A 23,428-nucleotide genomic window follows, 5' to 3' on the forward strand; every position below is an offset into this window, starting at 1 on the left:
GTAGAACGGGACAACGGCAACACGGGCGCGCCGCGCCGGGATCGGCCACGAGCCGGACCGCCGGCCGCCGGAACCGACCTTTCCGGCGGCGTGATCAATACGGGGACATATCGATGAAAGCAGCATCATTGCATCCACAGCCAGGTGCGGCCGGCGTTGCCGCCGACGCAACCGCGAAGCCCGCCGCACGGCGTGCGCGCGCGGCGCGGCGCGAACGCCGGCCGTGGACCGTCAAGGCGACGTTGCGCGCCGCGTTCGCGATCCTGCTGGCCGGCACGCTCGCGATCGGCGTGTTTTCGCTGTGGCAGATCAGCCGGCTGAACGCATCGATCGCGTCGGTCTACGAGCAGGGGCATGTCGCGAGCCGCGCGGCGGAGGAGGTGCGTGCCGAGGTGCTGCGCGCGAGTCGTGCGCAGAAGATGCTGCTGACCGCGACGACCGCGCGGGAGCGCGACGAACTGGGCGCCGAGGTCGGCGCGGGACTGACGTCGATCGGCAAGGCGCTCGGCACGCTGCAGCGTTATGCCGATCCGGCCGACGCGGGCGATTCCACGCGCTTGCGCGCATTCTCGACGGCGGTCGGCACGTGGAGCGGTCATCTGCGCGACTTCGTCGCGCTCGTGCAGGCGCAGCCGCTCGACCTGTCGCAGATGAACTGGCAGGTCGGCACGCAGGACGTGTCGCTGCTGGTCGAGACCGGCAAGCTCGAAAAGCTCGTCGCCGAGCTCGTGAAGACGCGCGGCGCCAAGTCGAAGGCGACGCTCGATGCGTCCGCGACGATCTTCTCGTCGTCGTTCGCGATGATCGCGGCAATGACGGCCGCGCTGATCGTGCTCGCGATCGCGATCGCCGAACGGGTCGTGCGCCGCCTCGCGTCGCAGCTCGGCGGCGAGCCCGCGTACGCGAAGGCGATTGCCGCCGACATCGCGCGCGGCGACCTCACGCGGTCGATCGCGCTCGACCGGCACGACCGCGACAGCATGGTGCGCGCGCTGGCCGACATGCAGACCGGGCTGGCCGCGACCGTGCGCGAGATCGCCGTCAGCGCCGAGGCGATCGCGGCTGCGTCCGGCGAGATTTCGACCGGCAACCTCGACCTGTCGCGACGCACCGAGCAGCAGGCCGTCGCGCTTGAGCGCACCGCGGCCAGCATGGAGGAACTCACGTCCACCGTGCGTCAGAATGCCGAGAACGCGCGGCAGGCGAGTGCGCTCGCGGCCAATGCGTCGGCCGTCGCGGAGGCGGGCGGCGCGGTCGTCGGGCGCGTGGTCGCGACGATGAGCGAGATCGACGACAGCGCGAAGAACATTCGCGACATCATCGGCACGATCGAAGGCATTGCGTTCCAGACCAACATTCTCGCGTTGAACGCGGCGGTCGAGGCGGCGCGGGCGGGCGAACAGGGGCGCGGGTTCTCGGTGGTCGCGGGCGAGGTGCGGCTGCTCGCGCAGCGAGCGGCGACCGCGGCGAAGGAGATTCGCTCGCTGATCGGCGCGTCGGTCGAGCGCGTCGCAAACGGTGCGACGCTCGCGCACGATGCGGGCCGCACGATGGGCGACGTGGTGCGCGCCGTGAAGCGCGTGACCGACATCATCGGCGAGATTTCCGCGGCGTCGGACGAGCAGAGCGCCGGGATCGAAGAGATCGGCCGCGCGGTCACGCAGATGGACGCCGGCACGCAGCAGAACGCGGCACTCGTCGAACAGGCTGCTGCCGCCGCGAACGCGCTCGACGAGCAGGCGCAGGCGCTCAAGTCGCTGGTCGGGCGTTTTCACGTCGCGGCCTGAGTTTCACCCCGTCGCGGCCGGGCCGGCTGCGACCCGCGCAGGCTGTCGGGTTGTTGTCGATTGGTGACAAACCCGGCTGCCGCTCCACGCGCTATCCCTTACAATTCGCCTCCATACGAGTAGGGGGCCAGAACCCGCCGTGCGCGCGCACCGGCACGTCGAGCGGGTCATAACAATGACAACGACGATTTACTTCATCGGGTATCTCGGCATGCTCGCGTGCGCCGCGATCGGCATGCGCGCGCGCGTCGCCGCCTGGCGATGGCTCGCGGCCGGCATTGCACCGGCTGCCACGTTTGCCGTGCTGCGCGGCCGCACCGGGACCGACACCGCGATCTACCAGGACATCATCGCCGGCATCTGGAGCGGCAACCTGAAGGTCGTGCCGCGCACGCTCGAACCGGGCTTCGTCTGGCTCGTACGCGCACTCGAATGGCTCGGTCACGATCCGCGCGTCGCGACGGCGATCCTGTCGCTGCTGATCGTAATCGCGTGCGTCGCCGCGTTCGGCCGCAGCACCGAGGACGCGTGCGTATTCGCCACGCTGATCTTTCCGCTGTTCTTCTACGACATGGCGATGAGCGGCCTGCGCTACGGGTTCGCGTTCTGCGCGGCGAAGCTCGCGTCGGACGCGTGGTCGCGCCGGTGGCGCGGCCAATCGATCGCGTTCGCGGTGGCGGCGGCCGGCATGCATGTGTCGGCGGCGCTGCTGGTCGTGCTGCTGCAGATCGGACGACTGCGCCTGCTGCGCTATGCGGGGCTGGCCGTTGCGATCGGCGGTGTGTTGTTCGCGATGCATCACGACGCGCTGCTCGCGAAGGTCGGTCTCTACGCGGCGTTCACGCCGCCCGCGCAGATGTCGGGCAGTGCACCGTTCGTGCTGGCGTTGCTGACGCTCGCGACCGGCTGGATGCTGCTCGCGCGCATGCCGCGCACCCTGGTGTTCCTGTTCGTCTGCGAGATCGCGAGCTTCGCGCTCGCGCGCATGAGCTACGCGGGGCTGCGTTTCCAGTGGCTCGTGCTGTTCGCGATGGGCTGCCAGTTCGTGCCGCTGCAGCGCGCGCCGGGCGTGCGGCGCGGCCACGTGATCGTCTCGCTGGTCGTGATCGGCGCAATCGGCTTCGCGATGCGACTGCGCAACATGCTCGGCGAATACGGGCTCGGCCCGTCGCCGTTCCTGCCTTACCGGTTCTTCTGGGAATGATGCAGCCGGGCGGGGCGCCGCCCGGCGCGAAACGTCATTACAATTTCTTCTGCTTGTCCGGATCGATGATGACCGTGCAGGTCGTGCCCGCCGACAGCACCACGTCGGCCGGCACTTCGTCGATCTTGATGCGCACCGGCACCCGCTGCGCGAGGCGCACCCAGTTGAAGGTCGGGTTCACGTCGGCGACGAGATCGCGGCTTTGCGGGTTGTCGCGATCGTAGATGCCGCGCGAGATGCTTTCGACGTGGCCCTTCATCACGCCGCCGCTCATCAGCCGCATTTCGGCCGGTGCGCCGACCTTCACGCGCGGCAGCTTGGTTTCCTCGAAGTAGCCGTAGACCCAGAACGAATGGCTGTCGACGATCGCGAGTTTCGCCTGGCCGGCCACCGCGTAGTTGCCCTTGAACGTCTGCAGGTTCGTGATGTAGCCGTCGACCGGCGCGACCACGCGCGTGCGTTCGAGATTGAGCTTCGCGGCGTCGAGCGCGGCGATGGCCTGCTGGTACTGCGCATCCGCGCTCGATGCGCTGTGCGCCGCGTTCTCGCGGTTTTCCTTCGACACGACGAGCGCATCGAGGTCCGCGCGACGGGCGGCGTCGTCGCGGCGCATCTGCAGTTCCGCACGGCGGGCGGCAACCGCCGCCTGCGCCTGCTCGACCGCGATCTGATAGTGCGACGGGTCGATCTGCATGATCAGGTCGCCCTTTTTAACAAGCTGGTTGTCATGCACGGGCAGATCGACTATCGCGCCTGACACGTCCGGCGCGACGTTGACGATCTCGGCACGGACGCGCCCGTCGCGCGTCCACGGATCGTCCATGTAGTGCACCCACAGCGAGCGCCCGATCAGGATCGCGACGAGAAGGATGACGGCGGTCGCGACGAAGCCGAAGAGTTTTCTGAGAATCATGGTGGTTCGGAATCAACGGTAAACGGCAAGACTCAGTCCGCCGCAAATGCAGACGAGAAGGCACGCGCGAAACAGCGACGGGTGCCAGACGAGACGATAGAGGCCCGTATAGGCGAGCAGGCGGTCGACGGCCCAGGTCGCGAGCGCGCCCAGGACGAACATCAGTACCACCGTGGGCATGTAGGCATCGAGAATGGCGATTTCACGCGGCATCATGACGAGGCTCCTTGTTGGGGACGCACGGGGCGGTTGCGGTTGAGCGGCTCGAGCGGCGATTCCGGATCGAGCAGCGCCGTGCGCACGAAATGCAGATTGCTCAGGATGCGCTGCAGCCGGTGGCGCTCCTCGCGCGCCGGCTTGAACGCGTCGAGCGTCTGCCGGGTTGCATCGATCGCGGCATTGACCGCGGCGAGCGTTGCGTCGAAACGCTCGGCGTTCGGCTTGCTGAACAGCGCGGACAGCGCGGTGCGCAGCGTCTCGATCGCGCGTCGCCACGGCGTCGCCGGCGCATAGCGCGGGTCGGACGGCAGCGTCGCCAGTTCGTGACGCAGGTCGAGTGCCGCGTTGCCCGTTTCGAGCACCGCGAACATCCAGCGCAGCGCGTCGCGCTGTACGTCGGGCTGGTCGGCTGACAGCGTGTGCGCCTGATACATCAGGTCGCGCGCGCCGCTCTCGAAGCGCGTACGCAAACCGGCCAGCCGCACGTGGCAGGCCGCGACCACCTGGTGACGCAGGTCGGCGAACAGGCGCTTCTTCAGCCACGGCGCGGTCGGCGGGAACAGCACCGCGAACGCGATCGCCGACACCAGCATCGACAGCACCAGCGCGAGCGCATCGTTCATGAAGCTCGTTGGATCGTAGTGCGTGATGCTGTCCGGGCCTGCGAGGAAACAGAAGAAGATCAGGTAGCCCATTCCGTAGCCCGCGAGCTTCGGCTTCAGCGTCATGAAGATGCCGATCGCGAGCAGCGGTGCCAGGGCCACGCACAGCAGCGGGAAGCCGTCGATGTGCGGGTAGATGCCGAACGTCAGCAAGAAGCCCGTGCAGACCGCCAGTGCCGTACCCATGCCCATCTGCGCGGACATCGCGGTCGGGCGCGGCGTCGACGACGCGAGCGCGCAGGTGGCCGCCGCTGTCAGCGTCAGCGTCACGCCGCTCGGCCACGCGGTCTCGATCCAGAACCAGCCGAGCACGAGGATCACGGTCGCGGTGCGAATCGCCGCGATCACCATCGCCGTCACGTTGGTGCGCGGCTCGTAGCGCTCGATCCAGCGTTCGCGCTCATGCGTCGCGGTCGACAGCGATGCGTAGGTCGCCGCGTATTCGTGCAGGTCGGTGATGAAGCGGTACAGCAGCTCCGACGCCGTGTCGAAATCGAGCAGCGGGAAATCCGGCTGCGTTTCGAGCGTTGCGCGCGTCGCACGGATGCGGCGCGGCAGTTCGTCGCGCCAGGCGAGCAGTTGCTCGGCCGCGAGCGCCGCGTCGGCCGACGTACGCACGGGTTCGCCGTGGCGCGTGAGCAGTGGCGCAATCTCGCGGAAATACGGTTCGATCGCGTCGATCGCGGCCTGGGCGCCGGCCGCGCGCAACCGGTTCATCAACTGGTGCAGCGCATGGAAGCGGCTCGATACGCTCATGAACTCGCTGTTCAGCCGCGCGAGACGGCCACCGCGCATGCGCGTGTCCGGATCCTCGAACACGGCCATGCTGCGCGCCGCTTCGAAGCCGACCACGTCCGCGACGAAGCGCGTGTGGATGGTTTCGATGTGCGCGCGGTCGAGCTTGCCCGACAGTGCCGCCGCGACGTAGTCGACGAAGCTGACGAAGCGCTTGCGCACCGTCGTGCGCATCTGCTCGCCGGTGTACTGCGGAAACACCAGCGCGCTGACCACGCCCGCTGACACGATCCCGACCATGATTTCGGCGACCCGCGTCATCGCGCTCATGAATGCGCCATCCGGATGCTGAGACGCCGGCAGGCCGATCAGCGCGGTCGTGTAGCCCGCGAGCAGGAAGCCGTAGCTGCGGAAGTTGCGGTTGCGCGCGGCGCCGGCCGTGCAGAGTGCGACCCACAGCGCGACCGCGAGCAGGAACAGCTGCGGCTGTTGCGGAAACAGGCCGACGAACGTCAGGGTCGCGATGAGCCCGAAGATCGTGCCGGCGACCCGGTAGAAGCTCTTCGCGAGCACGGCGCCGCTTTGCGGCTGCATCACGATGAATACCGTGGTCATCGCCGTCTTGGGCGCCGGCAGGTCGAGCCGCATCGACACGCCGATCGAGATGAACGCGGCGAGCAGCGCCTTGAACAGATAGAGCCATGCGGCGCCGTCGGTGCGGGCCCAGTCGTCGAACGCGGCGTACCAGGCTGCGAGGCCGCCGGCGTGCGTGGAAGCGGGGGAGGAGGCAGACATATGGCGGTCGCTCCGCGTTACCGTGCGGCCGGCGTGCCGGCCGCACCGGCCGTCGCGACCTGTGCGGGCCGGGCGATGGCCGCGACGGGTTTGGCTCCCGACGCGGCAGCCGGCGCCGCTGCGGATGCGTCGTGCGGCATGTCGGTGCCCGTTTCGACACCGCCGCCGAGCGCAGCCATCAACTGAGCGTGCGCGGCGAGGCGTTCCGCATCGATGCGGGCGGCCGTCTCCTGCGCGCGCAGCAGTTGCTGTTGCGCGATCAGCACGTTCACGTAATCGGTCAGGCCACGGCGGAAGCCTTCGCGCGACAACTGGTAGCTGCGGTCGTTGGCGGCCACCGAGCGCGCGGCGTCCTTCTTCTGCGTATCGAGCGAGCGGATCCGCACGACCTGGTCGGCGATGTCCTTGAGCGCGCCGACGACCGTCTGGTTGTAGCGCTCGACCGCCTGGTCGTAGCCGGCGTCGGCCGCGCCGAGTTGCGCGCGCAGGCGGCCGCCGTCGAAGATCGGCAGCGACAGCGCCGGGCCGGCCGTCCAGCCGCCGTTCATCGCGCGCAGGAAGTCGGTGAACGGCGCGGTCACGCCGAAGCCGCCGACCGTCGCGAGCAGGTCGATGTTCGGGTAGAACGCGGCTTTCGCAACGTCGATGCCGCGTGCCTGCGCGTCGACCGTCCAGCGGGCCGCGACCACGTCGGGGCGGCGGCCGAGCAGGTCGGCCGGCATCGAGGACGGCAGGCCGGCCGGCGCGTCGAGCGACAGGCTCGGCCGCTTGATCGCGTCGCCGGCGCCCGGGCCCTTGCCCGCGAGAGCGGCGAGCTGGTGGCGCGCGAGCTGGATCGCTTCTTCATAACTGTCGATCTGGCGCTCGTAGTCGGGCAGCGTCGATTCCGCCTGGCTGACTTCGAGCTGCGTGCCGAGTCCGGCCCGTTGCAGGCTTGCGCGCCAGATCGGCCAGCGCGTGCTGGCGTTCGTACGTTTCGTGGGCGAGGTCGAGCAGCGCGTAGTTCATCGACATGCCGACATACGCGCGCACGACGTTGACCTCGAGCTCGAGCTTCGCGGCCCGTGCGTCGGCGGCGCTCGCGTGCGCGGTGTCGAGCGCGCGCTCGGTCGCGTTCTTGTCCTTGCCCCACAGGTCGAGGTGGTACGACAGGCCGAGCGAGCCGGTGTTGTTCCAGGTATCGGTGTCGGCGAGCGAGCCGGGACCGTAGTAGATGTTGTCGGGCCAATGCTGGCGCATCAGCGACAGGTTGCCGTTGATTTGCGGCAGTTCGGCCGAACGTGCCACGCGTGCCATCGCCTGCGCCTCGCGCACGCGGGCCTCGGCGGCCGCGAGCGTCGGGTTGCCGGCCTGCGCGGCGGCGATCCACGTGTCGAGCTGCGGATCGTTGTACGCGCGCCACCAGTCCGACGCGGGCCAGCCTGCATCGCGGTTGGCGGCACGGATCGCAGCGCCGGCGTCGAGCGTGTTCGCTTCGATACGCGTGGATTGCGGTTTGTTGTCGCCCATGCTCGCGCATCCGGCCATTATTAATGAGACTGCAAGAACCGCCAGTGCCAGCGTCCCTTTTGTTGCCGGAAACTGCACGATTTTCTCCCTTTCGGATATAGATGAGTCGGATGCGATTATATTTTTCAGCGATTCCTGAATAAATGGACAACGGTGCAAGTCATTTTTACGAATCCTGAGATAATATTGCTTGGCCCGTGTGCAACAATCCCTCCGGATTCAAATGGGTAATCGGATGGATACGTTACAAAACATGCGGGTATTCGTCCGCGTGGTCGACGCGGGAAGCTTTACCGCGGCGGCCCAGCAGATGAATTCGACCACCGCCTACGCGTCGCGCGCCGTGTCGGACCTCGAAGCGCACCTGCGCACGCGCCTGCTCAACCGGACGACACGCCGGATCGCGCTGACCGAAGCGGGAGAGCGCTATCTGCAGCGCTGCGAGCAGATCCTTGCTTATGTCGACCAGGCCGAAGCCGAAGCGGGCGACGCGCACGCGCGCCCGTCGGGCAAGCTGAAGGTCCATTGCTTCACGAGCCTGGGGCAGCACTATCTGGTGCCGGCCATCGCGCGCTACCGGCAGCGCTATCCCGAGGTGCACGTCGAACTGACGCTCGCGCAGCGGATGCCGGATCTCCTCGACGAGGGTTACGACGTCGCGATCGTCGTCGGCCGCGACCTGCCCGATTCCGGGCTCGTGTCGCAGCGGCTCGGCGAGAGCTACAGCGTCGTGTGCGCGTCGCCCGGCTATGTCGACGCCCACGGCGCGCCGCACACGCCGGCCGATCTCGAACAGCACGTGTGTCTCGGGATGGTCGCGCCGGGCTTTCACTTCGACGAGTGGTCGCTGTCCGGACCGCGCGGCGACGAGGTGATTCCGATCACGGCGCCGCCGTTCCGCGTCAACGTTGCCGAGGCGCTCGCGGTGGCCGTGCGCGAAGGGATGGGGATCGGCGGGCTGCCGCTTTATTCCGCGATCGGCGGGCTGCGCAGCGGGCAGATCGTGCGCGTGATGCCGGAATACCGGTCGCACGTGATGAACATCTATGCGCTGTATCCGTCGCGCCAGTACCTCGACGCGAAAATTCGCACCTGGGTCGATTTCCTGCGCGACGAACTGCCGGCGACGCTGGAAGCCGACGAAGCCGCGCTCGCACAGTTCACGGCTGCGACATGACAGCGCGCTCGCGCGCAATCTGACGGGATTTGTCGTTCACGCAACACTTTTTTACCAACGGGTCGCTGACAGTTTGATACTGTTTCAATTATCGAGATCTGTCCTACCCCCGGAGTCGTAATGGATACGCAACTGATGATCGGCCTTGGCGTTTTGCTTGGTGCGGCTGCTGCCGCCGCGGCGACGCGCGATTTGCTGCGCGCGATGAAGGCACGGATGAAGCCGGTCCCGGTGCGCGCGTCGTCGGACGCATCGCGTCGCGCCGATCGCTGATCCGGCTCGGGTGGAGAGGGGCCGTATCGCGCAGCCGCGCGGGCCGGCCCTCAGCCGAGTTCGACCACTTTGTCCCACGCGAACGCGGGGTTTTCCAGTTCGCCGGTGCGCCGGTGGATGTAGCCGCGCGGGTTGCACACCACGTGCGTGCCGCTGTCGGTCACGTAATCGAATGAAGTATGCGTGTGGCCGTGGATCCACAGGGCCACGGGCGGCCGCACGAGTTCTGCCATGTCCGTGACGAATCCCGCCGACGCCAGGTCTTCCGCATAGCGTTCCGCCAGCGAGCGCAGATGCGGCGCGTGATGGGTGACGACGATCGTCCTGCCCGCGAACGGCGTCGCGAGCCGCGCTTCCAGCCACGCGCGGCTTTGCCGGTGCAGCGCGATCGCGTCGGCCGGCGTGAAATCCCGCTCGGGTTCGTCCTCCGCATGCAGCGCCGCGTCGTGCGGCCAGGTCACCTGAATCAATCCCTTGAAATCGAGCATGACGCGCTCGCCGGCCTCGATCGATCGCGCGACGCTCGCGGCATCGGCGCCGAACAGCGAAAAATCGGTCCACAGCGTCGTGCCGAGCACGCGAAAACGCTCCTGCGGATCGACGTACACGCCGTTGTTCAGGTAATGCACGTGGTCGATCGTGTGCGCGGCGTCGCGCATCGCCGTTTCGAGCGCGCCGAATTCCCCGTCGTAGTACTCGTGGTTGCCCGGCACGTACACCACCGGCACGCCGGGGTCGAACGTCTCGGCGGCCCAGCGCAGGCCTTCCGCGTGATTGTGGATGTCGCCGGCCAGCACGACGAGATCCGCGTCGGCATGCGCGATCGTGTCGGGCTGGTTGTTTTCGAGATGCAGGTCGGACAGGACGCGGACTTTCACGGGCATCGCTCCGGGGTGAGTGGCTTCAGCGCAGGACCTTGCCGGGATTCATCAGGCCGCGCGGATCGAGCGCGGTCTTCAGCGTGCGCATGAGTGTCGTTTCGACCGGCGACTTGTAGCGCTGCGCATCGTCGATCTTCAACTGGCCGATCCCGTGCTCCGCGCTGATCGTGCCGTGGTGACGGTGCACGTTGTCGTACACGACACGGTTGATCGGCACCTGGAACTCGGCGAGGAACGCCTTCGGGTCGCCGCCCTCGGGCGTCTGCACGTTGTAGTGCAGGTTGCCGTCGCCGAGGTGGCCGAACGTGACCATTCGCGCGCCCGGCGCGGCCTGCTGGATCGCTGCGTCGGTTTCGTCGATGAAGCGCGCAATCGACGAGATCGGCACCGCGATGTCGTGCTTGATGTTGAGCCCTTCGTCGGCCTGCGCGAGCGGGATGTGCTCGCGCAGGTCCCAGAACGCGCGCGACTGCGCGAGGTTTTCCGCGACCACCGCGTCGACCACGAGCCCCGCCTCGAACGCTTCTTCCATCAGTTTCTCGAACAGCGCGCGCGCATGCGTTTCGCTTTCGTTGTCCGACAGTTCGAGCAGCACCGTCTGCGCATGCGTGCGGTCGAACGGGTAGCGCAGTTGCGGATAGTGCTTGCCGACGAGCTGCATGCAGAAATCCGACATCAGCTCGAAGCCCGTCAGCAGCGGCCCGGCCGCGCGCTGCGCGAGCGAGAGGAAATCGAGCGCCGCGTGCGGCGACTCGAGCGCGGCCAGCGCCGTGACCTGCGCGGCCGGCAGCGGATGCAGCTTCATCACGGCGGCCGTGATGATCCCGAGCGTGCCTTCCGCGCCAATGAACAGGTCGCGCAGGTCGTAGCCCGTGTTGTCCTTGCGCAGACCGCGCAGCCCGTCCCAGATTTCGCCCTGCGGCGTCACGACCTCGAGCCCGAGGCACAGCTCGCGCGCATTGCCGTAGCGCAGCACTGCGGTGCCGCCCGCGTTGGTCGACAGGTTGCCGCCGATCGTGCAGCTGCCTTCGGCTGCGAGGCTCAGTGCGAACAGCCGGCCGCTTTCGCGGGCGCGCACCTGTGCGTCGGCGAGGATCACGCCGGCCTCGACGGTGATCGTGTTGTTGTGCGGATCGAGCGCGCGCACGCGGTTCAGCCGGGACAGGTTCAGCACGGCCTGGCTGCCGCTCGCGTCGGGCGTCGCGCCGCCGGCGAGGCCCGTGTTGCCGCCCTGCGGCACGAGCGCGACGCCATGCGTGTTCGCGAGTGTCACGAGCGCGGCCACTTCGGCCGTATCGGCCGGTTTCAGCACGGCGCACGCGGCGCCCTTGTAGCGGCGGCGCCAGTCGGTCAGGAACGGTTCGGTGTCATGCGGATCGGTCAGCACGTATGCGGCGCCGATCGCGTCGCGGCAGGCGGAAACGAAGGCTTCAGGAGAATTCATCACGGTCGGTCGCGTAAGGGTCAGGACGCAGCGCGCTGCTTCTTCGCCGCGCGCTTGAACGGCGCGACGTAGGCAAGCGCCGCCACGAAGAAGCCGACGGCGAGCGCGGTCTCGCACCAGCCGAGCGTCGCGGACAGCCCGCGGTCGGACATGCCGCGCACGACGCCTTCGGCGAAATAGGCGAGGATCAGCATGCTCGCCCACTGCATCGTATAGATGTTACGCCGCCAGACGCCGGGCAGCGCGAGCGCGAGCGGCACGGCCTTGAGCATCAGCGCCGAGCCGCCCGGGCGCAGCGGCGCGAGCCACAGCTCCCACGCGAGCGACAGCGCGATCAGCGCGAGCAGGCACGCGGCGGCGGCCAGCGCGTAGTGCGGCCGGGCGGCGACGGGGCGGGCGGGCGCGTTCATGCGGCTTCGGCGGCGAGGGCGGCCGCTGCGCGCGCGAGCCGCACGCCGAGCGCGACCGCGAGCGCCTTTTCGTCCGCCGACAGCCCTTCGGGCGCGCTGCGAGCGTGCTGCGACACGTGCGACGCGCCGTAAGGCGTGCCGCCGGTGCGCGTCGTGCTGAGCGCCGATTCCGTGTACGGGATTCCGACGATCATCATCCCGTGATGCAGCAGCGGCAGCATCATCGACAGCAGCGTCGATTCCTGGCCGCCGTGCAGGCTGCCGGTCGACGTGAACACGCAGGCCGGCTTGCCGGTCAGCGCGCCGGACAGCCATTGCGGCGTCGTGCCGTCGAGGAAATACTTGAGCGATGCGGCCATGTTGCCGAAGCGGGTCGGCGAGCCGAGCGCGAGGCCCGCGCATTCTTCCAGATCGCGCAACTCCGCATACGGCGGACCGTCGGCCGGGATGTCGGGGGCGGTGGCTTCGCAGACCGCCGACACGGGTGGCACGGTGCGGATGCGCGCCTGCATGCCCGGCACGCTGTCGATGCCGTTCGCGATCGCGAGCGCGAGGTCGCGCGTGGCGCCGTGACGGCTGTAATAGAGGACGAGGATGTCTTTCATGGGCGACGGGGCCGCGTGCGGCCGCGCGCATGCCCGGTGCAGTCGGCCCCTGCTGGATCGAGCGGCTATTATAGGGGCTGAAGTCGTCGCGCAGCGCGGCGGCCGCGCGCCGTCGGGCGCGCTGCATCAAGAAGGAGAAGCCGTTTGCCGAAGTTGAGCGTCGATCTCGACACCATCAAGCGCCTCGCGCAGTTCGCGGCCCGGCGCAGCGCCGAGGATCGAATCCCGCAGGTAGCGGGCAGCCTCACGTTCACGACGATGCTGGCCCTCGTGCCGCTCGTGACGGTTGCGTTTGCGTTGTTCACCGCGTTCCCGATGTTCGCGTCGTTCCAGATCTCGCTGCAGGGGTTCCTCGCGGACCACCTGATGCCCGCGCAGTTCAACGTCCAGATCTTCAAGTACCTGAACCAGTTCGCGTCGAAGGCCAAGGGGCTGACGACGGCCGGCCTGATCGTGCTCGTCGTCACGTCGGTAATGACGATGATGACGATCGAATCCGCGTTCAACCTGATCTGGCGCGTGCGCAAGCCGCGGCCGTTCGCGCAGCGCGTGCTCGCGTACTGGGCGTTGATCACGCTCGGCCCGCTGTTGTTCGGCGTGAGCCTGTCGATCTCGTCGTACCTGTTTACGCAGTCGCTGGCGTTCACGGGCGCAGCACCGTCGACGACGCTCATCGAATGGCTGCTCACGCTCGCATCGCTGCCGCTGACCGTGCTCGCGTTCACGCTGCTCTACGTGTACCTGCCGAACTGCACGGTCGCATGGCGCGACGCAGTGATCGGCGGGCTGTTCGCGGCCATCGCGTTCGAACTCGCGAAGCGCGGTTTCGGTTATTACGTGCGGCGCATTCCGACCTATACGGCCGTCTATGGCGCGTTTGCGGCGCTGCCGGTGTTTCTGCTGTGGGTGTACCTGAGCTGGTTCATCGCGCTGCTCGGCGCGATGGTCGCATCCGCGCTGCCCGCGATCCGGGTCGGCCAGTTTCATCGCATCCACTATCCGGGCAGCGACCTGCTCGATGCGCTCGAATTGCTCGCGCGGCTGGCCGAGGCGCGCGCGGTCGGCAAGGCCGGCTATACGGCGATGCGGCTCGCGACCATGCTGCGCTGCGACATGGAAACCGCGCAGCGGCTGTTGCTGACGATGGAGGAGCGGGAATGGATCGCGCGGCTGGATGGCGGCGAGCTCGCGCCGCGCTATATCCTGCTGGCGGACCCGGAGCACCTGACCCTGGCGCAGTTGTTCGACGTGCTTGTGATCGACCGTGGCGAGCTGACCTATCAACTGCAGCGGCGCCGCAGCCACGTCGACGGCGCGGCGTTGCTCGAGGTGCTGTCGAACGACCGGTTCGACGTGTCGCTTGCGTCGCTGATCGCCGCGCACCGGCTGGCAGGGGTGCCGCCGGAGGCGTCCGCGCCGGGGCAGGCGGCCGACGGCGCGCCCGACCCGCACGCGCGGCCGCCGAAAACGGCGTGACGCGGTGCCCGGGGCGGGTATTACAGCGGAATCTTGCCGGTGCAGATGTCCTTGAACATCACCCAGTCACCCATCAGGCTGTAGACCGGATGCCGGAACGTGGCGGGGCGGTTCTTCTCGAAGAAGAAGTGTCCGACCCACGCGAAGCCGTAACCGCACACGACGGCCGCCGGCAGCCACAGCCAATAGCCTGTGGCGATCGCCATCGCGATGCAGCCGATCACGCCGAGCGAGCCGATGAAGTGCAGCCGCCGCGACGTCAGGTTCTGATGTTCGTTCAGGTAGTACGGGTAGAAATCAGCGAAGCTGGCGAAATGTTCCGAATGCGTATGCGCCATGGCCGTCTCCTCGGGCCGCCGTCCATGCGTTCATTGTGCGGCCGGCGGCCCGCGTCCGCAAGCGCGGCGGCCGTGGGCCGCCGGCCTGCGCTTTCCTTTTGACAGGCTTTCCGATAGGATCGAAAGCGGATTTGCATTCAAGCATGAGGGGACTACGATGCGCGTCAGCGATATTCTGAAAGTGAAGGGCAACACGCTGTTTACAGTGACGCCCGATAAGCCGCTGCGCGAAGCGGTCGACACGATGGCCGAGCACGACATCGGTTCGCTCGTCGTGATGGAGTACGGCGATCTAGTCGGGATGCTGACATTCCGCGAGATCATCCTGCGCCTGCACGTGAACGGCGGCGCGATCGGCGACGTCCAGGTGCGCAAGGTGATGGACGAGCCGCTCACCTGCACGCCGGAAACCGACGTCAACGAAGTACGCCGGATGATGCTCGAGCGCCACGCCCGCTACATGCCGGTGCTCGACAAGAAGGTGCTGATGGGCGTCATTTCGTTCTACGACGTCGCGAAGACGGTCGTCGAAGCGCAAAGCTTCGAGAACCGGATGCTGAAGGCGTACATCCGCGACTGGCCGGAATCCGAATCGGAAACCGAAGCGCACAAGCCGTGAAACCCGTCGCGCCCGTTGCCATGACGCGCGGGCGCTGCCATCCGGCGCACGGCGGCGCAGGTTCAGCCTGCGCCGCCGTTTTTTCAACGACAACACAAGGCCCGCGCAGCCTCGCCCAGACGATGCGCGCGTATTCCGAATGAGCGATCACACGCAAGTCTCCTCCGGCTCGCGCGGCGAACGCCGCGAGCACGCGTCACAGTTCGACCTGCTGCGCCAGCGTCGTTTCGCGCCGTTCTTTACGACCCAGTTCCTCGGCGCGCTGAACGACAACGTATTCAAGATCGGCTTCACGTCGCTCGTCACGTATCACACCGCGCGGTTCTCCGGCGTCGACGCGAAGACGGCCGCATTCCTGATTTCCGCGATCTTCATCCTGCCGTTCGTGCTGTTCTCTGCCACGTCCGGGCAGATCGCCGACAAATACGACAAGGCGATGCTCACGCGCTTCGTGAAGACGTTCGAGATCGCGCTGATGCTGGTCGGCGCAGCGGGCTTCGTCACGCACAGCGCGACCTTGCTGTATCTGTGCACGTTCATGATGGGGATGCACTCGACGCTGTTCGGCCCTGTCAAGTACTCGTACCTGCCGCAGCATCTCGGCGACCATGAACTGGTCGGCGGCAACGGCCTCGTCGAGATGGGCACGTTCATCGCGATCCTGATCGGTACGATCATCGGCGGCGCGGCCGCGGGCATCGAAGGCAGCGGCGAGCGCGTGCTGGCGGTCAGTGTCGTCGTGATCGCGCTCGCGGGGCGGCTCGTCGCGCAGCGCGTGCCGACGACGCCCGCGCCGCAGCCCGATCTCGCGATCAACTGGAACCCGTTCAGCGAGACCTGGCGTAATCTCGGCCTCGCGCGGCAGAACCGCACCGTGTTCCTGAGCCTGCTCGGCATTTCGTGGCTGTGGTTCGTCGGCGCGACGTTCCTCACGTCGTTCTTCAATTTCGCGAAGGACGTGCTGTCCGCGAGCCCCGACGTCGTCACGATCCTGCTCGCGACGTTCTCGGTCGGGATCGGCCTCGGCTCGCTGCTGTGCGAGCGGCTGTCGCAGCGGCGCGTCGAGATCGGCCTCGTGCCGCTCGGCTCGATCGGCATCAGCGTGTTCGCGATCGAGCTGTATTTCGCGAGTCACGCGCTGCCGTCGCCGGGCCATCTCCTGTCGGTCGGTGAATTCCTGGCCGGTACGCGCCACTGGCGCATCCTGGCCGACCTGTTCCTGCTCGCGATGTTCGGCGGCTTCTACAGCGTGCCGCTGTATGCGCTGATCCAGAGCCGCAGCGCGCCGACCCACCGTGCGCGAATCATCGCCGCGAACAACATACTGAACGCGCTGTTCATGATCCTGTCCGCGTTGATGGCGATGGGGCTGACCAAGGCCGGCGTCGACATCCCGGGCCTGTTCCTCGTCACCGCGCTGCTGAACGTCGTGGTCGCGACGTATATCTACCTGCTCGTTCCCGAGTTTCTGCTGCGCTTCGTCGCGTGGGTGCTCGTGCACACGTTCTACCGGATTCGTCTCGTGCATGGGGAGCGGATCCCGGCGGAGGGCGCGGCCGTGCTCGTGTGCAATCACGTGAGCTATGTCGATGCGCTCGTGCTGGCCGCCGCGAGCCCGCGGCCGATCCGTTTCGTGATGGATCACCGGATCTTCAAGACGCGCTTTGCCAGCTGGGTGTTCCGCCATGCGAAGGCGATTCCGATCGCGCCGCGCCATGAGGATCCCGAGATGCTCGCCCGTGCGTACGACGCGTGCGAGGCCGCCCTGAAGGACGGCGAACTCGTGTGCATTTTCCCCGAGGGCAAGCTGACCAAGACGGGCGACATCAACACCTTTCATCACGGCATTACCGAGATCCTGACCCGCACGCCGGCGCCCGTAATCCCGATGGCGCTGCGCGGGCTCTGGGGCAGCTATTTCTCCCGTCATGCCGACGCGCGCATGCCGCGACCCATCAAGCGCGGCGTGATGAGCCGGCTGACGCTCGCGGTCGGCGAGCCGATTCCCGCATCGGTCGCGACGCCCGAAGTGCTGCAGGCCGCGGTGACCGAGCTGCGCGGCGCGCGCAAGTGAGCGGGGCGGCCGGGCGCGGCGGTATTGCGCCGGGTCCGGATGACGGCCGCGAGCCGGGCGCCGCCGGCGCTCGACGCCGTCCGCCGGCGGCCGCAACGGCGCGTCCGCCCCGGCGGCGCATGTGGCCTGAACGGTTCACACGGCCCGCGGGGCCGGGACGGCTGGCATAATAGCGGCTCACTTCTTTTTTCGACCGGCAAACGATCGACTGCCCGCAGCCCGAGCAGCGCATCGGTTTGCCCATTTCTCTTTGGGCGGTTCCATCATGTCCGGCAATACCCTCGGCACGCTTTTCACTGTCACGACCTTCGGCGAATCGCACGGTCCCGCGATCGGCTGCGTGATCGACGGCTGCCCGCCGGGAATGGGGCTGACCGAAGCCGACATCCAGCTCGAGCTCGATCGCCGCAAGCCCGGCACGTCGCGGCACGTGACGCAGCGCCAGGAGGCCGACGAGGTCGAGATCCTGTCCGGCGTGTTCGAAGGCGTGACGACCGGCACGCCGATCGCGCTGCTGATTCGCAACACCGACCAGCGCAGCAAGGATTACGGCAACATCGTCGAGACGTTCCGCCCCGGCCACGCCGACTACACGTACTGGCAGAAGTACGGCATCCGCGACTACCGCGGCGGCGGCCGCTCGTCCGCGCGCCTGACCGCGCCGATCGTCGGCGCGGGTGCGGTCGCGAAGAAATGGCTGCGCGAGCGCTTCGGCGTCGAGGTGCGCGGCTACATGAGCGGCCTCGGCGATATCGACGTGCCGTTCGTCGACTGGTCGCACGTGTACGAGAACCCGTTCTTCTCGCCGAACGCGGCGATCGTCCCGGAACTCGAGGCGTACATGGACGCGCTGCGCAAGGACGGCGATTCGATCGGCGCGCGCATCGACGTCGTCGCATCGGGTGTGCCGGTCGGCTGGGGCGAGCCGGTGTTCGACCGGCTCGACGCGGACATCGCGAAGGCGATGATGAGCATCAACGCGGTGAAGGGCGTCGAGATTGGCGCGGGCTTCGACAGCGTCGCGCAACGCGGCTCGGTGCACGGCGACGAACTGACGCCGGGCGGCTTCGTCGGCAACCATGCGGGCGGCGTGCTCGGCGGCATTTCGACCGGGCAGGACATCACCGTGTCGATCGCGATCAAACCGACGTCGAGCATCCGCACGCCGCGCCGCTCGATTACGAAATCCGGCGACGAGGCGACGGTGGAAACCTTCGGCCGCCACGATCCGTGCGTGGGCATTCGCGCAACGCCGATCGCCGAATCGATGCTCGCGCTGGTGCTGATCGATCATGCGCTGCGTCATCGTGCGCAGTGCGGCGACGTCGAGACGCCGACGCCGAAGATCGCGGGCAGCGCGACCTGATAAAACGGCGCCGGCGCTTGCCGCCTCGACCGATCCGATGCGAAACGGGGCGCTTGCGGCGCCCCGTTTTCATTGGGCCGCCGCTTACTCGCGGGCGCTGCTGGTCAGCGCCGGCGGCGCGGCCGACTCCCGCACGCGCAACTCGGGCTGCACCGCGCAGCCGGGCCCCGGCTCGCCGTTCTCGAGCGCATCGAGCAATGCGTGCGCGGCTTTGCGTCCGATCGCATCCGTGTCGACCCACATGGTCGTCAGCGACGGCCGGATCTCGCGAGCCAGCGCGACATCATCGAACCCGGTGATCGACAATTGCGACGGCACGTCGAGGCCCAGCGCCTGTGCTTCGAGCAGCGCGCCGAGCGCGAGCGCATCGTTGCCGCAGATCACCGCCGTTGGCCGCGCCGCCGCGCCGTGCGCGATCGCCCGCAGGCTTTCCCGTCCGAACGCGATCGTGGCCGCGCCTTCGTGCAGATGCACCGGGCGCACCGCGAGTCCGTGCGCGGCAAGCGTGTCGTGAATGCCGCGCAGGCGCGCCTGCACGCGGTCGTTGTCCGCCGACGGCTGCATGATGATCGCGAAATCGCGATGTCCGAGGTCGATCAGGTGAGTGGTCAGGCGCGCGAATGCCGCGCAATTGTCGAAGCCGATGCAGCAGTGCGGGCTGTCGTCTCGATACGCGTAGGTAACGACATACGGCACCCGGTGCAGGTCGAGCAGTTCGAACACCTCCGGCGGATACGCTTCGCCGACCAGCGACACGGCTTCCACGCCGCGCGACAGCATCGCGCGCACCTGCGCGAGCGCCTGTGCCGGATCGTAATTCGAGCAACCCAGAAACAGGGTGATGCCGCGTTCGGCCATCACCGTCTGCATGCCCGCGACCTGCGATGCGAACACCTGGTCGTCTAGCGTCGGGATGATCGCGCCGGTGATATGGGTACGGGTGGACGCGAGCGCGCGGCCCGCCGCATTCGGAATCCAGTTCAGCGCGCGAGCCGCGTCGCGCACGCGTTGCTGTACGTCGGCCGAAACCTTGCCCGGATCGTTGTACACCCGCGAAACGGTCGCGGTCGACACGCCGGCGAGCTTTGCCACGTCGCCCAGCACCGAGCGGCCGTTGCCGCGGCGCGCGCGCGCCGTGCCGCCGCGGGGCGGGGGCGTGCTCATCGAACATCTCCGTGTGCGGCTGCCCTGTGCGGGCAGCCTGTCGTCAAAAATGCCATCGTTTACCCTCGGTCATCGCGGTTCCGCTTGCATTTTTATTGTTGCTTATGCGAATGTAAGCGCTATCTTAATGCTGTTCTGCATTATGTCAGACTCGTGGTCCGTGCGTGTCATGAAATTTTAGTCGTCGACGATGGCCGGTTCGGCCATTTTGTTTGTCGCGAATGTAAGCGGTTACATAGGTAAATGAACGAAGCAAAGTCACCCCGGATCGCTGTCGTGGGCAGCGTCAACGTCGATCTCGTCACGCACGCACCGCGGCTGCCCGTGCCGGGCGAAACGCTGCTCGGCACCACGTTCCAGACGGTCCACGGCGGCAAGGGCGCGAACCAGGCCGTGGCGGCTGCGCGCCTTGGCGCGTCGGTCGCGATGATCGGTTGCGTCGGCGACGACGCGTTCGGGACGCGCCTGCACGGCGCGCTCGCCGCGGAACGCATCGACGTGACGCACCTGCACCGGATCGCAGGAGAAGCGACCGGGGTCGCGACGATCACGGTCGATGCGCATGGCGCGAACAGCATCGTCGTCGTGCCCGGCGCGAACGACTGCCTCGGGACCGCGCGGATCGACGCGGCTCGCGACACGATCGCGGCGGCCGCGCTGATGGTGTGCCAGCTCGAGGTGCCGATCGCGACCGTTGCGCACGCCATTGCCCGGGCGATCGCGCATCGCACGCCGGTGCTGCTCAATCCTGCGCCGGCGCAGCCGCTGTTCGATGCATTGCTCGCCCGGATCGACTACCTCGTCGTCAACGAAACGGAAGCGGAGTCATTGACCGGCATCGCCGTCGGCGACGATGCATCGGCGGTACGCGCGGCCGACGCGCTGTGCGCGAAGGGCGTCGGCAACGTGCTGGTCACGCTCGGTGCGCGCGGCGTCTGCTGGCGCGGCAGCGCGGGCAGCGGCCGTCATGACGCGATGGCGGTGGTCGCGGTCGATACGACGGCGGCCGGCGACACGTTCGTCGGCGGGTTCGCGACGGCCCGCGCGGGCGGCGCGTCGATGGACGACGCAATCGGTTTCGGCCAGCGTGCCGCCGCGATCAGCGTGACGCGCCGAGGCGCGCAGACGTCGATTCCGACGCGCGAAGAAGTGGAGCGCATGGCCCGCTAGAGGCCGCGCACGACGGACAGGGTGCGGCCCGCACCCGTCGATGACATGGAGACAAACGCAATGAACGAAAGCCAGGCTGTTCCGAGTGCGCCGCCCCGTATCCGGCGCGGACAACATATCGCGCTCGCGTTGCTGATGGCGAGCGGGATCGTCAACTATCTCGATCGCGGTACGCTGGCCGTCGCGAGTTCGGCCATCCGGAACGATCTCGGGTTGTCGCTCGCGCAGATGGGGCTGCTGCTGTCGGCGTTCTCGTGGAGCTATGCGCTGTGCCAGTTCCCGGTCGGCGGCTTGGTCGATCGGATCGGGCCGCGCCGGCTGCTCGGCATCGGCCTCATCGTCTGGTCGTTTGCGCAGGCGGCGGGCGGTATCGTGGGCACCTTCGGCTGGTTCATTGTCGCGCGCATCGCGCTCGGCATCGGCGAGGCGCCGCAGTTTCCGTCGGCGGCTCGGGTGGTGAGCAACTGGTTTCCGTTGCGCGCACGCGGCACGCCGACCGGGATCTTCAACGCGGCATCGCCGCTCGGAACCGCGCTTGCGCCGTTGCTGTTGTCGATTCTCGTCGCGTCGTTCGACTGGCGCTGGGCCTTCATCGCGACCGGTGCGCTCGGTCTCGTCGTCGCGGTCGTGTGGTTCGCGCTGTACCGCGATCCGGCGCGTGCGCAATTGACCGCAGCCGAACGCGATTATCTCGATGCCGATGCGCAGACTGCCGTTGCAGCGCCCAAACTGACCTTCACCGAGTGGCGCAGCCTGTTTTCGCACGGCACGACCTGGGGCATGCTGATCGGCTTCTTCGGCTCCGTGTATCTGAACTGGGTCTATCTGACCTGGCTGCCCGGATACCTGACGATGGAGCGGCACATGAGCCTCATTCGCACCGGGTTCGCGGCGTCCGTGCCGTTCCTGTGCGGCTTCGTCGGCTCGCTAATCGCGGGCTGGCTGTCGGATCTGGTGACGCGGCACAGCCGCTCGCCCGTCGTGAGCCGGCGTAATGCGGTGGTCGTCGCGATGCTCGGGATGGTCGCGTTCACGATTCCGGCCGCGCTCGTGCAAAGCAATACGGTCGCGCTTGCGTGCATTTCGGTCGTGATCTTTCTGGCCAATGCGGCTTCCGCATGTTCGTGGGCGCTCGCAACGGCGGCGGCCCCGCCGAGCCGCATCGCATCGCTCGGCGCGATCCAGAATTTCGGCGGCTTTATCGGCGGTGCGCTCGCCCCGATCCTGACGGGCGTCATTGCGCAGAAGTGGTCGTTCGTGCCGGCGCTGCTGACGGCAGCGGCGATCGCATTCGCTGGCGCGATCGCCTACCTGCTGCTGGTGCGCAAGCCGATTCCGGAGCAATCCGCGAGCGCGGCGCCCGGAGCGTTGCCGGCCTGAGCGTGCGGCGTGGCCGCAGCCTTTACCCAAGCAAGGAGAAACAGATGCAGATCCAACCCCATCAGCGTTCGGGCACGACGATCGAGGGAATCGTGCCGGTGATGCTGACGCCGTTCGACGACGCCGGCGCGATCGACTACGCCGGGCTCGAGCGGCTGATCGAATGGTATCTGGCGCACGGCTCGGACGCGTTGTTCGCGGTCGCGCAATCGAGCGAGATGCAATTCCTGAGTCTCGCCGAACGAGCGGAGCTCGCGCGCTTCGTGGTCGAGCGGGTGGCCGGGCGGGTGCCGGTCGTCGCGTCCGGGCACATCAGCGAAGATATCGACGCGCAGGCCGCCGAGCTTTGTGCGGCGGCCGAATCCGGTGCGCAGGGCGTCGTGCTCGTGACCAACCGGCTCGACCCGCAGCGCAAGGGCACTGCCGCGTTTCTCGACAATCTCCACGCGCTGCTGGCCCGATTGCCGTCGGATCTGCCGCTCGGCCTGTATGAATGTCCGGCGCCTTACCGGCGACTGCTGTCCGACGATGAGTTGCGCGCGTGCATCGACACCGGTCGCTTCGTGATGTTGAAGGACGTGAGCTGCGATCTGGAGACGGTGAAGCGGCGCGTCGCGCTCGCTGCGGGTTCGCCGCTGAAGATCCTGAACGCCAACGCGGCGATCGCATGGGATGCGATGAAGGCGGGTTCCGCCGGCTTCAACGGCGTGTTCACCAACTTCCACCCGGATCTGTATCAGTGGCTGCGCACGCAAGGCGACTCGGATCCGGAGCTGGCCGACGAATTGTCGACGTTCCTGGTGGTCTCTGCGGTGTCGGAAGCACTCGGCTACCCCGCGCTCGCGAAGATTTATCACCAGCGGATCGGCACGTTCGGATCGATCCGTTGCCGTGCGATCGACTACGACGTACGCGAGCGGTTCTGGGCGCTCGATGCGGTGCTCGACAAGATCGTGTCCGGTACCGAACACTTCCGTCGGCGGATCGCGGCGCGCTAGCTCAGGCGGCGCACATCGTTGCGCGCGAACGCGGGCAGGGCGGTGCGCAACGCCAAACGGACGAAAAAACGCCGCGCGAGGCGGCGTTCTTGCGGCGGGTTACATGTTCGGGTAATTCGGCCCGCCGCCGCCTTCCGGCGTGACCCACACGATGTTCTGGGTCGGGTCCTTGATGTCGCAGGTCTTGCAGTGCACGCAGTTCTGCGCGTTGATCACCAGCCGGTCGCTA

The 23,428-nt window shown here is 67.6% G+C and carries 21 protein-coding genes and 1 pseudogene; 11 read left to right on the forward strand and 11 right to left on the reverse strand.

The features are described 5' to 3' along the window. Positions 1–113: 113 nt before the first annotated feature. Together J7024_RS22580 and J7024_RS22585 are read left to right on the forward strand one after the other, a co-directional pair. Positions 114–1,787 carry a methyl-accepting chemotaxis protein gene (locus tag J7024_RS22580; protein WP_124825889.1) on the forward strand — a complete coding sequence of 558 codons (1,674 nt, stop codon included), beginning with the start codon at positions 114–116 and terminating at the stop codon, positions 1,785–1,787. 175 nt (positions 1,788–1,962) lie between these two features. Further along, positions 1,963–2,991 (forward strand): EpsG family protein, encoded by a 1,029-nt coding sequence (locus J7024_RS22585; protein WP_124825888.1) that lies wholly within the window; start codon positions 1,963–1,965, stop codon positions 2,989–2,991. Positions 2,992–3,028: 37 nt separating this feature from the next. On the opposite strand, the gene J7024_RS22590 is transcribed toward J7024_RS22585, so the two are convergent. The 4 genes and pseudogenes from J7024_RS22590 to J7024_RS22605 all read right to left on the reverse strand — a co-directional run bounded on the left by J7024_RS22590 (position 3,029) and on the right by J7024_RS22605 (position 7,902). Then, positions 3,029–3,904 carry an efflux RND transporter periplasmic adaptor subunit gene (locus tag J7024_RS22590; RefSeq protein ID WP_124825887.1) on the reverse strand — a complete coding sequence of 292 codons (876 nt, stop codon included), beginning with the start codon at positions 3,902–3,904 and terminating at the stop codon, positions 3,029–3,031. Between the two features lie 12 nt (positions 3,905–3,916). After that, on the reverse strand, positions 3,917–4,120 hold the full coding sequence (locus J7024_RS22595; RefSeq protein ID WP_011351756.1) for a DUF1656 domain-containing protein: 204 nt from the start codon (positions 4,118–4,120) through the stop codon (positions 3,917–3,919). After that, on the reverse strand, positions 4,117–6,315 hold the full coding sequence (locus J7024_RS22600; RefSeq protein WP_124825886.1) for an FUSC family protein: 2,199 nt from the start codon (positions 6,313–6,315) through the stop codon (positions 4,117–4,119). The genes J7024_RS22595 and J7024_RS22600 overlap by 4 nt, the downstream gene beginning before the upstream one ends. A 17-nt stretch (positions 6,316–6,332) precedes the next feature. Further along, positions 6,333–7,902 (reverse strand): annotated as a pseudogene (locus tag J7024_RS22605) (efflux transporter outer membrane subunit). 157 nt (positions 7,903–8,059) lie between these two features. Between J7024_RS22605 and J7024_RS22610 the strand changes: the two are divergent. Together J7024_RS22610 and J7024_RS22615 are read left to right on the forward strand one after the other, a co-directional pair. Continuing rightward, positions 8,060–9,001: a LysR family transcriptional regulator gene (locus J7024_RS22610; protein ID WP_174925575.1), complete on the forward strand. Its 942-nt coding sequence runs from the start codon at positions 8,060–8,062 to the stop codon at positions 8,999–9,001. A gap of 120 nt (positions 9,002–9,121) precedes the next feature. Further along, a complete protein-coding gene (locus tag J7024_RS22615; RefSeq protein WP_175751165.1) occupies positions 9,122–9,274 on the forward strand; it encodes a hypothetical protein in 153 nt (50 codons plus the stop codon). 50 nt (positions 9,275–9,324) lie between these two features. On the opposite strand, the gene J7024_RS22620 is transcribed toward J7024_RS22615, so the two are convergent. From J7024_RS22620 to wrbA, 4 genes are read right to left on the reverse strand one after another with little or no spacing between them, the layout of a single operon-like run. After that, positions 9,325–10,152, reverse strand: coding sequence for a metallophosphoesterase (locus J7024_RS22620; RefSeq protein ID WP_234745523.1), 828 nt, complete (start codon positions 10,150–10,152; stop codon positions 9,325–9,327). A 25-nt stretch (positions 10,153–10,177) separates the two neighbouring features. Then, entirely contained in the window at positions 10,178–11,599 is a 1,422-nt protein-coding gene (locus J7024_RS22625) for an FAD-binding oxidoreductase (RefSeq protein WP_124825987.1), read from the reverse strand. Between the two features lie 20 nt (positions 11,600–11,619). Continuing rightward, positions 11,620–12,009: a DUF2069 domain-containing protein gene (locus J7024_RS22630; protein WP_124825882.1), complete on the reverse strand. Its 390-nt coding sequence runs from the start codon at positions 12,007–12,009 to the stop codon at positions 11,620–11,622. Then, positions 12,006–12,614 carry an NAD(P)H:quinone oxidoreductase gene (gene wrbA / locus J7024_RS22635; RefSeq protein ID WP_175796480.1) on the reverse strand — a complete coding sequence of 203 codons (609 nt, stop codon included), beginning with the start codon at positions 12,612–12,614 and terminating at the stop codon, positions 12,006–12,008. Before wrbA ends, J7024_RS22630 begins: the two co-directional genes overlap by 4 nt. Before the next feature lie 144 nt (positions 12,615–12,758). Here wrbA and J7024_RS22640 point away from each other — a divergent pair, with 144 nt between their 5' ends. Further along, positions 12,759–14,090: a YihY family inner membrane protein gene (locus tag J7024_RS22640; protein WP_175751162.1), complete on the forward strand. Its 1,332-nt coding sequence runs from the start codon at positions 12,759–12,761 to the stop codon at positions 14,088–14,090. Positions 14,091–14,110: 20 nt separating this feature from the next. On the opposite strand, the gene J7024_RS22645 is transcribed toward J7024_RS22640, so the two are convergent. After that, a complete protein-coding gene (locus J7024_RS22645; RefSeq protein WP_124825879.1) occupies positions 14,111–14,428 on the reverse strand; it encodes an Mpo1-like protein in 318 nt (105 codons plus the stop codon). Positions 14,429–14,585: 157 nt separating this feature from the next. On the opposite strand from J7024_RS22645, the gene J7024_RS22650 reads away from it, so the two are divergent. The 3 genes from J7024_RS22650 (at position 14,586) to aroC (ending at position 18,487) form a co-directional block, all read left to right on the forward strand. Continuing rightward, positions 14,586–15,047: a CBS domain-containing protein gene (locus J7024_RS22650; protein WP_124825878.1), complete on the forward strand. Its 462-nt coding sequence runs from the start codon at positions 14,586–14,588 to the stop codon at positions 15,045–15,047. 139 nt (positions 15,048–15,186) lie between these two features. Next, the gene (locus tag J7024_RS22655) at positions 15,187–17,121 is read left to right on the forward strand and encodes an MFS transporter (protein WP_124825877.1); all 1,935 of its coding nucleotides are present in this window, start codon (positions 15,187–15,189) and stop codon (positions 17,119–17,121) included. Between the two features lie 265 nt (positions 17,122–17,386). Next, entirely contained in the window at positions 17,387–18,487 is a 1,101-nt protein-coding gene (gene aroC, locus J7024_RS22660; protein ID WP_124825876.1) for a chorismate synthase, read from the forward strand. 84 nt (positions 18,488–18,571) lie between these two features. On the opposite strand, the gene J7024_RS22665 is transcribed toward aroC, so the two are convergent. After that, positions 18,572–19,651: a LacI family DNA-binding transcriptional regulator gene (locus J7024_RS22665; protein ID WP_124825875.1), complete on the reverse strand. Its 1,080-nt coding sequence runs from the start codon at positions 19,649–19,651 to the stop codon at positions 18,572–18,574. A 243-nt stretch (positions 19,652–19,894) separates the two neighbouring features. Here J7024_RS22665 and rbsK point away from each other — a divergent pair, with 243 nt between their 5' ends. The 3 genes from rbsK to J7024_RS22680 are packed head-to-tail and all read left to right on the forward strand — an operon-like array spanning position 19,895 to position 23,199. Next, a complete protein-coding gene (gene rbsK, locus J7024_RS22670; RefSeq protein WP_124825874.1) occupies positions 19,895–20,821 on the forward strand; it encodes a ribokinase in 927 nt (308 codons plus the stop codon). A 60-nt stretch (positions 20,822–20,881) separates the two neighbouring features. Then, complete coding sequence (locus tag J7024_RS22675) at positions 20,882–22,201, forward strand: MFS transporter (RefSeq protein WP_124825873.1); 1,320 nt, start codon at positions 20,882–20,884, stop codon at positions 22,199–22,201. A 44-nt stretch (positions 22,202–22,245) separates the two neighbouring features. Continuing rightward, positions 22,246–23,199 (forward strand): dihydrodipicolinate synthase family protein, encoded by a 954-nt coding sequence (locus J7024_RS22680; RefSeq protein WP_261323477.1) that lies wholly within the window; start codon positions 22,246–22,248, stop codon positions 23,197–23,199. Positions 23,200–23,298: 99 nt separating this feature from the next. On the opposite strand, the gene J7024_RS22685 is transcribed toward J7024_RS22680, so the two are convergent. Beyond that, a partial coding sequence (locus tag J7024_RS22685) for a 4Fe-4S dicluster domain-containing protein (protein WP_148091825.1) occupies positions 23,299–23,428 on the reverse strand: 130 nt, incomplete at its 5' end.

The sequence above is a fragment of the Burkholderia sp. WTPI3 genome (assembly GCF_021483755.1).
Lineage (GTDB): Bacteria > Pseudomonadota > Gammaproteobacteria > Burkholderiales > Burkholderiaceae > Burkholderia.

What these genes read in the sequence shown, in the direction of transcription:
- J7024_RS22580 (WP_124825889.1), top strand. Translation starts at nt 114, where the DNA reads ATGAAAGCAGCATCATTGCATCCACAGCCAGGTGCGGCCGGCGTTGCC.
- J7024_RS22585 (WP_124825888.1), top strand. Translation starts at nt 1,963, where the DNA reads ATGACAACGACGATTTACTTCATCGGGTATCTCGGCATGCTCGCGTGC.
- J7024_RS22590 (WP_124825887.1), bottom strand. Translation starts at nt 3,904, where the DNA reads ATGATTCTCAGAAAACTCTTCGGCTTCGTCGCGACCGCCGTCATCCTT.
- J7024_RS22595 (WP_011351756.1), bottom strand. Translation starts at nt 4,120, where the DNA reads ATGATGCCGCGTGAAATCGCCATTCTCGATGCCTACATGCCCACGGTG.
- J7024_RS22600 (WP_124825886.1), bottom strand. Translation starts at nt 6,315, where the DNA reads ATGTCTGCCTCCTCCCCCGCTTCCACGCACGCCGGCGGCCTCGCAGCC.
- J7024_RS22610 (WP_174925575.1), top strand. Translation starts at nt 8,060, where the DNA reads ATGGATACGTTACAAAACATGCGGGTATTCGTCCGCGTGGTCGACGCG.
- J7024_RS22615 (WP_175751165.1), top strand. Translation starts at nt 9,122, where the DNA reads ATGGATACGCAACTGATGATCGGCCTTGGCGTTTTGCTTGGTGCGGCT.
- J7024_RS22625 (WP_124825987.1), bottom strand. Translation starts at nt 11,599, where the DNA reads ATGAATTCTCCTGAAGCCTTCGTTTCCGCCTGCCGCGACGCGATCGGC.
- J7024_RS22630 (WP_124825882.1), bottom strand. Translation starts at nt 12,009, where the DNA reads ATGAACGCGCCCGCCCGCCCCGTCGCCGCCCGGCCGCACTACGCGCTG.
- wrbA (WP_175796480.1), bottom strand. Translation starts at nt 12,614, where the DNA reads ATGAAAGACATCCTCGTCCTCTATTACAGCCGTCACGGCGCCACGCGC.
- J7024_RS22645 (WP_124825879.1), bottom strand. Translation starts at nt 14,428, where the DNA reads ATGGCGCATACGCATTCGGAACATTTCGCCAGCTTCGCTGATTTCTAC.
- J7024_RS22650 (WP_124825878.1), top strand. Translation starts at nt 14,586, where the DNA reads ATGCGCGTCAGCGATATTCTGAAAGTGAAGGGCAACACGCTGTTTACA.
- J7024_RS22655 (WP_124825877.1), top strand. Translation starts at nt 15,187, where the DNA reads ATGAGCGATCACACGCAAGTCTCCTCCGGCTCGCGCGGCGAACGCCGC.
- aroC (WP_124825876.1), top strand. Translation starts at nt 17,387, where the DNA reads ATGTCCGGCAATACCCTCGGCACGCTTTTCACTGTCACGACCTTCGGC.
- J7024_RS22665 (WP_124825875.1), bottom strand. Translation starts at nt 19,651, where the DNA reads ATGAGCACGCCCCCGCCCCGCGGCGGCACGGCGCGCGCGCGCCGCGGC.
- rbsK (WP_124825874.1), top strand. Translation starts at nt 19,895, where the DNA reads ATGAACGAAGCAAAGTCACCCCGGATCGCTGTCGTGGGCAGCGTCAAC.
- J7024_RS22675 (WP_124825873.1), top strand. Translation starts at nt 20,882, where the DNA reads ATGAACGAAAGCCAGGCTGTTCCGAGTGCGCCGCCCCGTATCCGGCGC.
- J7024_RS22680 (WP_261323477.1), top strand. Translation starts at nt 22,246, where the DNA reads ATGCAGATCCAACCCCATCAGCGTTCGGGCACGACGATCGAGGGAATC.